Consider the following 14,349-nt stretch of genomic DNA (forward strand, 5'->3'; position numbering starts at 1 on the left):
GACAGCTCCTGCAAACGACATGAGCCAGTCATGGTAAACCACTGATCGCGGCTTTCATCAGATGAATGACAGTAGTGACCGACCTGACAAGCCCGCACGGCTTGTTAGCGTCCCAGGCTCACTCGCCTCGTGGCGAGCAAGCCTCACCCGCGGAGCACCGCAGTAACCACAACGAGAGTCGAGAAGATCAACGCCGGAGCGAGATGCCCAAACGGCTCACGGTTTCGTAGCAACGTGAAGAGCGCGGCGACCATGATCGCACCGGCCAGCGTTAGGCCCAAAACTCTGGTTTGTTGTCCAAAAAGAAGTGCCGCGGACAACAGCTCGAGTGCGCCACAGAGCAAACGAAACCATGCCGGGTAACCCCAGCGTGCGAAGTCGCGCTTCACCGCGCCGGGTCCTGCAAGATTGACCGCCCCAGCAACCGCGAACAGAACCGCTACGATCATCGCGAGAATCGACCCGAAAGATGCACTGTTCCACGCCATGGTCATGCTCCGTTGATTTGCCGAAAGTGCTTTTGTTCAGAGAGGTCCGCAATCAGGCCGGGGCCATGGGGCGTCCACGCAAGAATTTGCTGGGCATGCTGGCCGCTTACTGTCTGATCGAGCGCCAGTGCGTCAGCGAACGGTCCAAGCGATTTGCGAGCATCGTCGAGCGGCCAGGGTTCGACGCGATCGGCGCCGACCGAGGCCCGAATCGCTTCACCCATTTCGGCAACCGCAATGGCATCTTCCGCGACCACGTTGAAGATCTGTCCCGCGACTCGACCGTCCCCACTTGCCGCCCGCTCCACCGCGCTCAGATAGGCCGTGGCGAGATCATCTACGTGAACGGCAGGCCAGTGGTTGCGACCATCGCCGACGATCCTCACACTGCCCGTCTGACGGACCATGCCAGCAAGCATGCCGAAGACGCCGCCGCCGTAGCCGTGCACCATCGCCGGCCTGAGGACCACCGCAGCAATCGAGCGGCGTGCTGCTAGCGCCAGCACCTGTTGCTCCACTGCGGGCCGCCAGGCGATGAGTGGCGTCGGGTTCAGCGCCGATGCTTCAGTCGCAGGCTCCCCCTCCGTATTGCCGTAGACCCAGATGCCCGACGTATAGACAAACGCCGCGCCCGGATGCGAATGCGAAAGCATCGCTACAGCCGCGGCCTCATCAACTGCAGCAGCGGAAGCATCGTTGGTCGACGCGGCGTGCACCACGCCATCAGCGGCACCGGCAGCCGCAGCGAAAGACTGTGGCTCGCGCAGGTCGCCGGAATACAGTGTCACACCGAGACGTGCCAGCGCGCTGGCGGCCGCCGAGCTGTCCCGGCGCACCAGCGCCGTCACCTGATGACCGAGGGTGATTGCCTTGCGCGCGACCGCTTGCCCGATGAAGCCGGTACCACCTGTAATGAACAGTTTCAAAGCGTTCTCCAATAATCAGTTGCGAAGTTGAAAGCGAAAAGTCATAAAACGAGACTCATCAGTCTCGTTTTAACGAATCTAAACGAGACTACCCAGTCTTGTCAACCACTCAACGATCTGTTATTTATCTGGGATGGACACTTCTTCTCTCCCCGGCCTGAGCCCGCTGCAATGCCGCAAACGGTCTGCAATCCTCGACGGCGCGAAAACCGTTTTCTTGCGCGGGAGTTTCGGTATGGCAACGATGGACGATGTCGCCTCGGCCGCCGGCGTCGGCAAACAGACGGTCTACCGCCACTTCAAGTCGAAGGAGGCGCTCTTCGTTGGTCTGGTGAGCGCAATGTGCGCTCAGGTGGGCGCGGTGCTTGCGAGCGCTCAGGGCGAGCAATCCGATGGCGAACCCGAAGTCGAGTTGCGCGAGTTGGGATGGGTGCTGGCACGAAGCCTAATTACGCCGGATAGTCTGGGGCTTTACCGGGCCATCGTTGCCGAGGCCGCGCGTTTTCCGGAACTCGGCCAGGTGTTTTACGAAAATGGCGCAAAGGTCGTGCGGGCCTTCGCCGCAAAAATTCTGCGAAGGCGATTTGACGAATCGACTGCTGCATTGCGGGCAGCGACATTCGTTCAGTTGGTGCTAGGCGACGCGCATCTGGAACTGACACTTGGCTACACGGTGCCCGATGTTGAAGCACGCTTTGCGCTGCAGATTGACGAGGCGGTAGCGGCTGCACTTCGCTAAGGGGCACCGCATAAGATGTCGAGCCGCTGCATGCGGAACGCGACAGCGTATAGCGCAGGAAGCAAGACACCGCACGTCCGCTTCCGAGCAATCACTGTTCGACACGCATTCCGCAAACTCCCTACCCTAGGGAACATCAATCCGCAGACCGCACAGGCACCTGTAATCGTGAGCGAGTACCGCTCAACGTACCAGGAATCCATACTTGAGCGGATCCCGTTCGTCGATGATCCAGTTGGCAAATCCACAAACGTGGGCTGAGCCTTCGATCTCGGGGATCACCGCGGGGAATTCGCCAAGTAGGGTTTCACCGACAACACGCGCGCGAAACACCGTACCGATGATCGATTCATTCACGAGTACGTCGTCTCGCCCGATCTCGCCACGCAGATACAGTTGTGCAACGCGGCCTGCGGTGCCCGAACCTGTCGGAGAACGGTCCACTTCCCGGTCCGCGAAAATGCAGCAGTTCGCCTGAGTGGACTCGGGAAATCTTGGCGCGCCGTGAATGATCGTGCCGTAGATATGATTGATTTCCGGAATCTGCGGATGCACGAGGGGAAATGCGCGATTGGCAGCGATCTTCACTTCCGCGCCGAATTGCTTGAGCACCTCGACTGACGACTCACGAATCGCGAGGCCGTGCGGTGCGCCGTCCGTGTAGAAATAGAACGCCCCACCGAACGCGATATCGCCCGTCACCGTCCCGTAGGTCGGCGTCTCAACGCTCACGTCGCGCCTGTAAATGAACGACGGCACGTTAATGAATCGCACACCGTTGGCGTGCATGCCGTCCCACTTGACGAATGCTTCGATAAACCCACACGGTGCGTCGATGCCGACACGCGTCTCGGGCGATTCGCGCTGCACCCAGCCGAGCTCCACCGCAGCCGTTGCCAGTGCGATCACGCCGTGTCCGCAGTGGTCGCTATAGCCTTCGTTATGCAGGAAGATGACACCGAAATCGGCCGTGGGTGAAACGGGCGGCGTCAGATAGCCACCGTACATGTCCGCATGTCCGCGGGGTTCGAACATCAGGGCCTGGCGAATATTGTCCGCATGTTCGCGTACCCAGGCACGGCGCTCCACGATCGAGTTGCCCTGCAGGCGGGGAAGACCCGAGGTGACGATCCGGAACGGCTCTCCGCCGGTATGGACTTCGACGGTACTGATTGTGCGACTGACCTGCATATCCTTATATCCTCCACGTGATGTCTGCGCGCCACTACGGACGCCATGCAGCGCACGTTATGCTGCCACGGGTTCGAATGGTTTGCGCAGGCGTCGCAAATCATTCAACTGGCTTTTGCAAATGCTCGTTCGATCCCGTCACGCTTACTTGCGCGGTTTCGCGCTCCCCTCATACTTTTTCCAGTATTGAAACTCCTCTTCGTGCACCTCGAAATCCAGCTCCGAGACGCGCTGCAGGAGCTGCTCTTGCGCGTCAGCCACGGCCTTGTTGTAGATACTGGGGCCAATTTCTTCCAGGAAGAAGCCGAGGAGCGCGCCCGCAGCGATATTGCCGATAGGCTCCTCCATATTCTTCTCGAAGTATCGCTGAATGGATGCAATCGCATCGGCTCGAACTTCCTTAGTCAATTCAATTGTCATGGAGGCTATGTCCGGCAAAATTTCTGTAAAAGGGCTTCCAAGGTTACGCAACCGGTGCGGCGCTATCCAGTGCCGGTCTTCGGCGCGTAAGAACCAACAGCAGAATCAATGCAGTTCCGGAACACAGGATCGTCACTTCTAGCAAGACGGTGCTTCCCAACCGGGTGAGTAGTGCAATGAAAAGCGGTGGTGCGGCGGCAGAAATCACGTTGAGAGGGAGCGCGATGCGCGACGCGGCCGACACGTAATCCACCTTGTCATAAAACACCAGCGGGATCGTTGCGCGTGCAACCGCGAGTGCTCCGCTGCCCAGACCATAAAGAACGACAAAAATCGCGACAGCAGTATGCGAACCGCGGTTCAGCATGAGCAATGCCATCGACAACGGAAGAACAATTCCCGCAAAGATGCCTGTCGAAATCCCGTCCCACCTGGCGCCACCCAGAAAATCCACCGCCCTCGCCCCCACCTGAATTACTCCGAGTGCAGAACCAAAGGCTACGGCTTGCATTGCCGGCAATCCCACAGCTTTGAGTAGTTCGAAGAATATCGCGCTGTACCCAAAGGTTACGAATGCGTTTAACGTGATCGCTGCCGCAATCAGATAAAACGTGCCTTTCCGTGCAGGAGCACCGGCTGTTTTGTCGGCAACGCAGTGCAGATTTTGATTGATGGGCGCCGTCGTTGCCGGTAGCCCAAATACGTAAAGCGGGAGGGATATGAACATCAGCATTCCGGCGTAAACAATGCAGGTCGCCTGCCATCCAACCGTCTTCGCCAGAAGTGACGCTATCGGCCAGAAAATACTGCTCGCCAGCCCCGTGATCAACATAAGGCCGCCGATCGCACGTTTCGCATTCGGCCCGGTGAGTTCGTTGAGCATGATATAGGCGGCCGTCGAGAGCGTCGCGCTGCCCGCTGTTCCAAGCGTCACCCATCCGGAGAAATACAACAGGGGCCCGCGACACACCGCCAGCAAGAGGAAACCGAGAGCAGACAAAATCGTGCCGGCGATCATGACGCGCTTCGCTCCGAACCGGGCAAAAACTTTGGCCAGAAGCGGAGCCCAGAGCCCCATGACAACATACAGCACCGAGTTGGCGGCGAAGATGTAAGAGATGTCCATCTTCAGATCGTCGGCCATCTGCCTTCCGACGATCGATGGCAAACCCACGGTTCCCCAGCCGATTATCTGCGTTACAGACAACACAAAAAGTGGGATCGCGACCTTTCTGTCAGATAAGGATATGCGCATCGACTTGTCCGTCATTAAAGGGGCTGTGGCCCGGCTTTTGGCCTACCGGGTTTGAGCACGCTCGACACGCATTGTCGACGCTCCAGAAAGTTGTGTCGAATGGCTCCTGGCTGTCGGCGATCGGCTGCAAACAACCCATAAGCGTCAACCAGTTCTTAGCGAAGGATGACCGCTTCTCGCGCCAAAGCGGCCAGTCACGAACGGGCGCCGTTATTGCGGCTTGATATTGCGCGACCGAAGTTCATAGGTTCGCCCGCAAGAAAGCAATTACCTGGGTCTCGATTTGACGATGAATCGACGTTCGATCGACTCCTGCCCCGTCTTGGCAAATCAGCGTTTCGGTGGCCGCAATCTGCGCCGGACATGGATCAATAAATACAAAATGACTTCCGGGGACCACGTTCAGTTTCGGAGTCACCGGCAATCCCGATGCCACTGCGAGCACATTCTGGGTTGCGTTGAGATACGCATCGCTTTGAGGACGGTAGAGTAGCGCCGGGACATGGATCGAGGAGAAACTCGACGAGTCGAACATAACCGCAAGCGGATCCATCAGCACGAGCGCCTTGAGCCGACTGTCCACGGGTGGACGCCAAGCGACAAGTTCCGGTGACACAGAAGTAGCATCGCTTGCCGAACCTGGAGCGTTCCCGCGCGGACATGAACCAGGGTCATCGCGATGCGCGCAAACGGCACTTGCATGGGCAAAGTCGGGCTTTGCACCTGCGAGAATCAAGGCAGTATAGCCGCCAGCGGAGTAGCCGATCATACCAATCCGGGAGGCGTCCACGGTGGGCGAGAACCCTGGCGACGAAAGCACGGCATCAAGTGCCTCTTCTGCTTGCCGCGGCCGATCGATCAGGACCTGCGCTTGTGTTTTGGCCAAGGGAAAGCCCGAAGCGTCGCCAACGTGAGTGGGCGCGACTACGATGAAACCTGCTCGAGCGAGCGCAACGGCCAGATCTCTATGGCTCAGCGGCCCCCCGCGGCGTCCATGCGACAGCAATACAACTGGAAATCGCTGATCGGCAACCGGCGCCGCATTTCGACTCGCATTGACAATAAATGGACCTGCCTGCCACGCGACTTCGGGCGCGTTTGTTGGATAGAACACCACGGTATCGATCGGAGACGTTTCGTCCGGCACCGTAAGGCGTGCCACGCCAGCATTAAATTGTGGCGATTCAGCAAACGCGGAGACTGCAAACAACGCGAGTATTACCACGGCAATTACTCGACGCATTATCCCCCCGAGACAAACTATTTCGATCCTGCAGCATATCAAATAGGGACTGGGTACCACGAGCTCTGACTGGCGCTGTCTATGGACCGGTGTTGGAAGTCTGCCTGTCGCTCAAAAAGAGACATCGAGCGCCCAATGCATGATCAGCCGCTTGTGGCCGGAACGGGGCAAACGCCAATGGCTGGGCGAATGCGATCCGATGACGACTGTACGTTAGGTCGGTCGAACGCGATTTCGCTGTCCAAGAAAGCGTCGTGAGTGGACTATTTCTCTATTTTCGCCCTGCGCCACGGCGCGGCCTTTGCAGTTCGCGAGGCATGCCATCCGATGGAAAGGTCAGCCAATTCAAGAATCGTGCTGTCGAGCTCCAGTATGTTTTGCAAACTCACTACGACTGCATCGCTTTCTTGAGTGGGTTCCGATCCGGATCCGTGAAATTGCCATGCTCCGTCCTCGGCATCATGCGAGACGTATGAGATCCAATCGCCAGCAAACACGACTCTCCGGCTTGCTATCACGGCCACGTTTGACGGGTCACTGAAAGTCGACATTTCGCTTACATTGCCTTGAACATTCGGACGCAGATTGTCACCGATTCACGGCCCGCAGTCGACCGGCCGGTTGTGGCCGGTCGCTGCCCCAAGCGTCGCATCTCTCTGCCACGGTAGAGCGGCCGCTCGGGTTTCACACGAGGCTGCGCACTCCGTCGTCGATTTCGAGCTCGACCTCGACCTCGCACTCGCACTCGACTGATACGTCTAGAGGAAGCGCCACGCCGCAATGCGATCCGGGTCTCCCAGCTCTTTCTGCAGGCGCTTCGTTAGGCAACGAGCGCCTGAGAGACCGCAGGTACGCCGGTCTGGTTCGAGATCGGCATCGCCCCTCGACCACGGCGCGCCGCAAAACGTGCCGCCGGATATGCACATTGGGGAGCCCACCATCCGGAAGATCCTACGAAATTCGAACGGCACCTTATGCCCGACCACTGGCAACATGCGTAGTTGCGCATTTGCAGCTATCAACGGATGAGGGCGGATGATGACACGAACGGCTAGTTTTTTGATCCTGATGGTCCTTGCTGCGCCCATCGCATCGGCGCAAAAGAAGGTCGATCCGATCGAGGCCCAGGTCGAGGCATGTCTCGGCACGCCGGCGGGGCAGACGACGGCGGGCATGACCGACTGTTCACACAAGGCCTACCTTGCGTATGACAGACGCATGAACGACGTGTATCAACGGATCATGCGCAACGCCGATCCTCAATCGCGTATGCTGATCCGCAACGCTCAACGTCAATGGCTGGCCTATCGCGACGCGCAGCGTCAAGCCGATAACGGTCCATGGCGAGCCGACCGGGGGGCGATGGCGAGCGCCGACATCGAGGCACTCAATGTGGACGCGATCCGTGCGCGGATCGATGAATTGAACTACTACGCTCCTTGATGCACGCGGATTGGGCTCGGCCCGATTGATGGCCCGAAGCTGACATTTACCGAGAAGCAAACGACTTCTTCGCAAACAGATTGTCTTTGCAGGGTTCAGGCGGGTTCAGGCTTTCGCCGCCGCTGCCGTTATCGATGTAGTAAGGGACGGTGATTCCCGTTACTTGAGGCTTGTGAATGCCGCTGCATGTAACGTGCGGCGGCATCTTTTTCGCCGCCTGTTTGCAGGATTGCGCGAGCAGGTAATTCGCGCCTAAGGCGTGGGCGACCGAACCGACAAGGCGAGGCGAAGCTCCCACTCGATATGGCAGATCATATGGAGTTGACGGCGTACTACATCAACTGGGCCAGCAGACCGGCGCGTCCTGACTTCGCGCATGGGCGCACCACAGCTTCCGGCCGTGGGGAGATAGTATTCAGTTTTGCGACAAACCGGACCGATAAGAAAGCCTGTATTGGCTGAATTGGCGCAAGTACTCGTCCGACGACACCCCACAAATCCTTCGACGCGCAGCGGGGACTCCACATAAGCGGCACCACAGCGCTGTTACGTTCTGCAAGGACGGGACAACAAGGAAAGACTGCGCGGGCGAGACGAACGAGGAAATCGTTTCGTTATCAAGGATCGCCGTTCAAACCTGAATCACTTCGGCACGGCATCTGCACTCCCCAAAACCTATCCAGCCTGTCGGCCAATGGCGACAGCGGCTTGAAGGTGATGGCATGTTTAGTGCATGTGTGCTCAGCACGGCAACTCAGCGAAGACGGAATCAAAGGCCAACCAATAGCAGCGTAACAAATCGCTCCTCCTTGACAGCGAAGGGACGGCCTATCCAAGGCAAGCACAAAAAAACGGGGAAATCTATGAAATCGACATGGGTGGTGCTGGGACTACTGCCCCCTGGCGATTGCGCTTCGATCGTTGACAGCTCAACGCAGTTGGTCCTCGTCTGGCCGGCTGTAGAACACTGCCCGCGTCGCACTCCGTGGTCATTGCCTCCTCGCCTCCTCAAAACCTTTCGGAAATCCTGGAAATGAACGACTCGACACGCAGCATGATGATGTACGAAGCTCAGAAAAAGAGTGGCGTGGTGGCCTTTCTGCTTTGGCTCTTTCTCGGTAGCCTTGGCGCGCACCGGTTTTATCTCGGCTTCACCGGCACTGCTGTCCTTCAATTGCTGCTGTTCATCTTCGGTTGGACGACGGCGTTCGCCTACATCGGCGTGTTCCTGTTGCTGGCGCTATACGGGTGGCTCTTTATCGACGTGTTCTGCATCTCCGGAGGCGTGCGAGAACATAACACGATGTTGGCGCAACGGCTTTCAGAGTGAAGCGGTGTGGAATAAGTAATCAGGTAAGCCATGGTGCTTTGGCTTGGATACTAAAGATGGACAGCTAGGGCGCTGGGGGCAGAAGGTCCCACGCTAGCTCGAGCGAAGAATTCAAAGTTCTCCGGCTCGAAGCAGTAGGATGACATGGCATCGCTTACGCGCGACAACTTGCTCGCGGCGCATCGCATCCCGCCGCAGCTCATGGGGATAGTGCCAAGCAATACGGGCGGGTTTGGTGCGACCAACACGGCTGCCGCGGTATTCGGGCGAAATGAAATCGAACCAACGTCGATTCGCGCACCGCAATGACTAGATCGGCGAGGAGATTGTACGGTTCAACCCGTATTCGATCAGGATGCCGCGGGTCGCTTAGGCGCAGGGGGGTGCGTTCGATGCGGGTGCGTCGAGACTACCGATTGCGTTTGCCGAATGCTCCTCGATAGGTGCTTTCGAACGGCTCTGATCGACCCTGAACTGTCGGCCATCGCCCTCCAGAGCAGTCGTCGGTAATCAAGGAAGCGGCCGTTCAGGGACTCGCGCCGGGCCATCTTCCGCGAGGCAAAAGAGATCAAGGCCGCCTCGGGCGCCGTTCAAGAAGTCATGCGGGAAAAGATTTGTCCGCGCAACCCGCGTGGTTGCCCGAACCGAACGAGGTTCGCTCCGAGTTCGGATCGTGCGGCTGCGCATTGCAGGGGTGAAGCGGAGGGGATACGATTCATCTCATGGATCCGCTCTACAAGAAAGCCATCGCCCAAGGAGTAGCGGGAATGGCCGTATTCGTCGCCTTCATTTTCCTGCCTGCGGGAACGTGGCGCTACTGGCAAGGATGGCTCTTTATCGCAATCTTTTCCGTCTCGACCATTGGCTTCACCGTCTATCTCGCCCTCTACGACAGGCCGCTTCTCGAGCGCCGCATGAATGCCGGACCACAGCATGAGAAAGAATGGTCGCAGAAGATCATCGTGTCGCTCATCATCCTAGCCTTTTTTGTCTTCCTCACCTTACCTCCACTCGACTATCGCGTCGGACTTTCACCTGTACCTGCTTACCTGTCCTTTGTAGGCGAAATGGTGATCGTATTGTCGTTCCTCTTTATTTTCTGGGTACTGAAGGTCAACAGTTATGCAGCCGCCAACGTTAGCGTTGCGGATGATCACAAAGTGATCGACACGGGCCCCTACGCGTATGTTCGTCATCCGATGTACGCTGGCGCGCTCTGGCTTTTCATCGGCATGCCGCTTGCACTCGGCTCCTGGCTCACGATCTGTCTCGTCCCGCTAATCCTGCCGGTGCTTTTCTGGCGGCTTCTTGATGAAGAAAAGATCTTGCGCCGCGACCTTTACGGCTACAACGACTACGCAAGCCGTGTGCGCTATCGTCTCATCCCGCATGTCTGGTAGGAATGGGCCACCCATTACAAGGAATCAGTGTTCCCCGGGAGTGTAGACCACGAGGTCTATTGGCAATGTCCGCTTTGTGGCCAAGCAAATCGATAGGTCGAACGACGGAAACTGGCCGAGCCTGTGTGGAAACTCAGTTTTGGCTCTGAGGGCGAGGTTGCCGGTCGGTCGATAAAGTTAGATGCGTCTCGCTTGCGCTAATCAAACATCCGCGGGCGCAAGAAGCCCCTTGAGGCTTCAGCTTGCAGTCATCCGGACCATTCGCCCGCTCTCGTGGTGCCCTGTACACGAGCGCCAAGCACCTACATTGGCCTTGTTACAGCAAGCAAGAGCACACGTGTCCCGGAGCAGTTCGGCGCGAGACCTGCTTCAGTGCAGTTAAGACTGGATTCTCCCGTGCTGGGTTTTCTCCCAAACCGCATGCCAAGCCTCCAGATACTCAACCGCATCGTCCCATCCTTCTACACGAACAGGCCAAGTAGATCTACGGTTGTGCGGAGCAGAAAAGAGGACGCCCTGACCACCAAAGCGCTCGAAATGATGTTGGTTGTCGTCGACGAGTAAATCGGCTGCCAGGATGCTCTTGTCACCGCACAATACGATGTTCAATCTCGGAATAAACGGAAAATGCTGATACAGCCAGGCTAACTTTGCTGCGCACGAAGCTGGGTACTCCATCGCGGCCGTCGTAACGAAAACGTCGAAGCGATCCATCAGTCGAAGTACCGCCGCTTGACTTCCGGCAATTACTTCAAAATCACGAAAGACGCCCCCCCGATGCAGCAATTCCTCCATTTTCTTGGCATGCTCAGCGCTAATGAGCGATTGAATCTTCCTGCCATCGAGTTCCTCATCAAGAAGCTCATACCCATATGTATCCCGCTGGAACACGACGAGTGCTCGGTGCGCGTCGGCCAACACTTCGTCCATGTCGATTGCCAAACGGGGCTTGAGGAGATTACTCACGTTAAATACACCTCTTTCGTGTAGAAGCATTGGGCGCCAACGCTGGCGCGACTGAATTCCATTGAAACTAGAATTTGACACCCCACACCAAGATAGGTGCCACGATAGCGTACGGGTTAATCCGGACCGGGGTGTCCAATGGCTCTTCCTGGCCGGGCGCTGCCTCATGCAAGCGGCATGAGCATCTTAAAACACGCGAGCCGGAGGCAACAGTCAGGTTTCTCGCTAGCGGACATTCGAGCCGATAGCGCTGCGCCAAACTGGCAGCAAATTGATGAGGATCGGACGGCCCTTTGCGTTGGCGCTCACCATGCGAGCCGAGCATAGACGATAACCGGACCGTCTGAACTTGAAATGTTAAATACAGGCACGTTGAGTCATGTGTTCGAATCTAGAGTCCAGCTTCTCGCGAACGCGATGAGCGCCCGCAAACTGCTCGATTTATGTCGACGGTTGGCAAAGTACAGGCTAGGTCTGTCGTGGACGGGTACCCATTTTTCAAGCACACGTTGCAGTCTTTGCGTGGCGATGTCCTCCATGACATGCCACTCGTTGACGAAGGCAATGCCAACTCCGCTAAGGACGGCATCGCGTGTCAGATTTCCCGAATTGACTGTTAAGTGACCCTTCGGTTCTATCCGGATTTTTTTGCTCCGGAACTCGAAGTCCCATGTATTGATCGTTCCGTCAGTTAGCCGGAACCGAACACATTCGTGATGATGCAGCTCATGAGGTGTTTTCGGGACGGGGTGTCGCAGAAAATATTCGGGCGTTGCCACCACGGCACTACGCTGAGGACGCCCGAACGGGACCGCGATCATGTCCTTGGGAACGTCCATCGGGAAACGGATGCCTAGATCAAAACCCTCCGAGACAATGTCAACGATACGGTCCTCAGCCTTTAGCTCTAGTTCGATGTCGGGATAACGCTCCATAAACGACAGAAACATCGGCATGGTCTGTCGCGCGAAGCCCGTGCTTGTACTCACGCGGATCCGCCCGGAAGGCGAATCCTTTTGCGCTCCCGCGCGCTCGGTCGCGTCACGAATCACTGCGACCGCAGGTGCGATAGTTTCCACGAACTCCCGTCCAGCATCTGTGAGCGACACGCTTCGGGTAGTGCGATGGAACAGTTGCACTCCGATGCGCGACTCCGACGCGGCGATCATCTGGCTTAACGCAGATGTCGAAATCTCAAGTTCGGCCGCAGATGACCGAAAGCTACGATAACGGGCGACCGTCAATATGGCTTCGAGATCAGTCAATCCATTCTTTCGCATTATCCTGTTTCACTTAATGATTCATCCGTGATTATCCATCTAGTTGACTGCCCGGTGTGGACATATTCTTCGGCCTTGCCCCGTGCGAGGAGGAACGATGCGTCAACAAGGCAACTGGCCAGGCGAGCAAGCTACGCGTGCGTCGGGAAACGGAAGGATCGCGACGAAACATCTGGAGCCGCCGCTTGAAAGCTTTGGCGCGACGGAAGGAACATATCGAGGGACGTTAATCGACATGTTCTTCGCAATCTCGCTTGGCTGGCGGCCGCTAGGGACTATCGGCTGCGTAGCGAGCATCGATGACATTTGGGCGGTCTACGAGAACGCAAGCGAAACCGGCGCCTCCACACTACAACCCGGGCTGCTGCGCGTGGTAGACGCTTATTCCGAGACACTGCGCATCGCGCCGCGCCCTGCATCTTCGCCCCGACCTTGCGAGCTGCGTTGGTCGGGGCTGGCTGCCGGGGACGGTTTGCGGAGGGTGGCCGTGCTGTGTTTCGTCACCGGTGTTGCGGCCTGGTTCTTCCTGACGTGCCTCGCTGAAAAGCAGGGGTGGTCGCGATCTATTGCCGTCGCGCCGAGAACCTCAGCCTCTACGCCCGAAAAGAATGTGCTACTGGCTTCAAAGGTGTCGCGCCTGCAAGCATCACCGGAGCCCAGGGAGGATTCGGCTAATGGCTGTGGACAAAGCCCTGCTTCACGAGTGGACTCGCCACACTCCGCAGCCTCACATCCGATTATGTGAATACATTGATTCCATGCGCCTCGAAGTCCACTTCATTTTCTATGTTCACCGAAATGAAAAAAAATATGCCATCCGCGCAATTCGGCGGCAAGATCCGCGCGCTGAGACAGCGGCTAAAGCTCACTCTTGACTGTACGGCAAGGGCTGCAGGGATTTCGAAACCTTTCCTGTCACAGATAGAGCGCGGCTTGGCCATGCCTTCGATTGCCTCGTTGAAAGGCATTGCCGACGCGCTTGGTGTTGCCGTGCAATACTTTGTTGACGCTCCAAGCGAACAGAAATTTGTGTGTCGTGGCGAGGAAGTGAGTTTCTTCGAGTTCGCGGATACCGCAAACTCGTTCGCCCGACTTACGCATAAGCCCGGAGGCAGGCGGCTTGAGGCCGTCCTTGTGAGATTCCCGCCCTATCAGAGCGGACCTACCGATATGCCAACCAGCGCAGAAGAAGAGTTTCTTTACGTCACTTCGGGTGAAATTTCGTTGACTCTTGAGGACAAGACATTTGTGCTCAAAACAGGGGACAGTGCGCATTACCAATCGACGCTGCCCCAGAGATGGTTGAATAATCAATCCACTGAGGCGCTTGCGATCTGGGTCGGGACGCCGAATCTACTTTAAATGTTGAAACAGAGTAATCGCAAGCCACCAATTTAGTGCGATCGCCTGGGAGCCAACGATTCCGCGACTTTGAATCGCAACGCTGCGCAACCCGATCGAAGAATAATCGCCGTTCGCCAGGCTGCACTCAGCGCACCTAATGACCAAGGTGCATTCGTGGTCCGCGTCCAATAGGCAACTTGCGTGTTTTTCAGCAAGGTTGCGGAGCGACAATTGTCGACAATCTAGGGGCCAGCGTTGAACGTCCGTAATTGGTCGGGTCCAGCCTCATGCAATGCGCATATTTAGCCCGCCGACTTTGACTGT

The 14,349-nt window shown here is 57.2% G+C and carries 13 protein-coding genes and 1 pseudogene; 6 read left to right on the forward strand and 8 right to left on the reverse strand.

Annotated features, from left to right (window positions below; all coding sequences use genetic code 11):
- Positions 1 to 143: 143 nt before the first annotated feature.
- Both KHO33_RS18155 and KHO33_RS18160 read right to left on the reverse strand, forming a co-directional pair.
- Complete coding sequence (locus tag KHO33_RS18155) at positions 144 to 488, reverse strand: DoxX family protein (protein ID WP_054033857.1); 345 nt, start codon at positions 486 to 488, stop codon at positions 144 to 146.
- A 2-nt stretch (positions 489 to 490) separates the two neighbouring features.
- Positions 491 to 1,414 carry an NAD-dependent epimerase/dehydratase family protein gene (locus tag KHO33_RS18160; protein WP_054034248.1) on the reverse strand — a complete coding sequence of 308 codons (924 nt, stop codon included), beginning with the start codon at positions 1,412 to 1,414 and terminating at the stop codon, positions 491 to 493.
- 133 nt (positions 1,415 to 1,547) lie between these two features.
- Between KHO33_RS18160 and KHO33_RS18165 the strand changes: the two genes are divergently transcribed.
- Complete coding sequence (locus tag KHO33_RS18165) at positions 1,548 to 2,153, forward strand: TetR/AcrR family transcriptional regulator (protein WP_054033859.1); 606 nt, start codon at positions 1,548 to 1,550, stop codon at positions 2,151 to 2,153.
- A gap of 183 nt (positions 2,154 to 2,336) precedes the next feature.
- On the opposite strand, the gene lhpH is transcribed toward KHO33_RS18165, so the two are convergent.
- The 4 genes from lhpH to KHO33_RS18185 all read right to left on the reverse strand — a co-directional run bounded on the left by lhpH (position 2,337) and on the right by KHO33_RS18185 (position 6,262).
- The gene (gene lhpH, locus KHO33_RS18170; protein WP_054033861.1) at positions 2,337 to 3,344 is read right to left on the reverse strand and encodes a trans-3-hydroxy-L-proline dehydratase; all 1,008 of its coding nucleotides are present in this window, start codon (positions 3,342 to 3,344) and stop codon (positions 2,337 to 2,339) included.
- 144 nt (positions 3,345 to 3,488) lie between these two features.
- Positions 3,489 to 3,764: a DUF2164 domain-containing protein gene (locus KHO33_RS18175; RefSeq protein ID WP_054033863.1), complete on the reverse strand. Its 276-nt coding sequence runs from the start codon at positions 3,762 to 3,764 to the stop codon at positions 3,489 to 3,491.
- 43 nt (positions 3,765 to 3,807) lie between these two features.
- A complete protein-coding gene (locus KHO33_RS18180) occupies positions 3,808 to 5,019 on the reverse strand; it encodes an MFS transporter (protein WP_054033865.1) in 1,212 nt (403 codons plus the stop codon).
- 241 nt (positions 5,020 to 5,260) lie between these two features.
- Entirely contained in the window at positions 5,261 to 6,262 is a 1,002-nt protein-coding gene (locus tag KHO33_RS18185; RefSeq protein WP_054033867.1) for an alpha/beta hydrolase family protein, read from the reverse strand.
- A 1,035-nt stretch (positions 6,263 to 7,297) separates the two neighbouring features.
- On the opposite strand from KHO33_RS18185, the gene KHO33_RS18190 reads away from it, so the two are divergent.
- The 4 genes and pseudogenes from KHO33_RS18190 (at position 7,298) to KHO33_RS18200 (ending at position 10,435) form a co-directional block, all read left to right on the forward strand.
- On the forward strand, positions 7,298 to 7,705 hold the full coding sequence (locus tag KHO33_RS18190) for a lysozyme inhibitor LprI family protein (RefSeq protein ID WP_200560936.1): 408 nt from the start codon (positions 7,298 to 7,300) through the stop codon (positions 7,703 to 7,705).
- A gap of 1,033 nt (positions 7,706 to 8,738) precedes the next feature.
- Positions 8,739 to 9,035 carry a TM2 domain-containing protein gene (locus tag KHO33_RS18195; protein WP_054033873.1) on the forward strand — a complete coding sequence of 99 codons (297 nt, stop codon included), beginning with the start codon at positions 8,739 to 8,741 and terminating at the stop codon, positions 9,033 to 9,035.
- A gap of 141 nt (positions 9,036 to 9,176) precedes the next feature.
- Positions 9,177 to 9,348: pseudogene (locus KHO33_RS43110) on the forward strand (phage portal protein); the annotation flags it as partial.
- Between the two features lie 409 nt (positions 9,349 to 9,757).
- Entirely contained in the window at positions 9,758 to 10,435 is a 678-nt protein-coding gene (locus KHO33_RS18200; protein ID WP_054033875.1) for a methyltransferase family protein, read from the forward strand.
- Between the two features lie 378 nt (positions 10,436 to 10,813).
- On the opposite strand, the gene KHO33_RS18205 is transcribed toward KHO33_RS18200, so the two are convergent.
- Both KHO33_RS18205 and KHO33_RS18210 read right to left on the reverse strand, forming a co-directional pair.
- Positions 10,814 to 11,401, reverse strand: a complete 588-nt coding sequence (locus KHO33_RS18205) for a 5' nucleotidase, NT5C type (RefSeq protein ID WP_200560938.1) — start codon at positions 11,399 to 11,401, stop codon at positions 10,814 to 10,816.
- A 377-nt stretch (positions 11,402 to 11,778) separates the two neighbouring features.
- Positions 11,779 to 12,666: a LysR family transcriptional regulator gene (locus tag KHO33_RS18210; RefSeq protein ID WP_234475803.1), complete on the reverse strand. Its 888-nt coding sequence runs from the start codon at positions 12,664 to 12,666 to the stop codon at positions 11,779 to 11,781.
- 801 nt (positions 12,667 to 13,467) lie between these two features.
- Here KHO33_RS18210 and KHO33_RS18215 point away from each other — a divergent pair.
- Positions 13,468 to 14,043 (forward strand): helix-turn-helix domain-containing protein, encoded by a 576-nt coding sequence (locus KHO33_RS18215; protein ID WP_200560940.1) that lies wholly within the window; start codon positions 13,468 to 13,470, stop codon positions 14,041 to 14,043.
- Positions 14,044 to 14,349 lie beyond the last annotated feature (306 nt).

The sequence above is a fragment of the Paraburkholderia nemoris genome (assembly GCF_905221015.1).
GTDB lineage: Bacteria > Pseudomonadota > Gammaproteobacteria > Burkholderiales > Burkholderiaceae > Paraburkholderia > Paraburkholderia nemoris.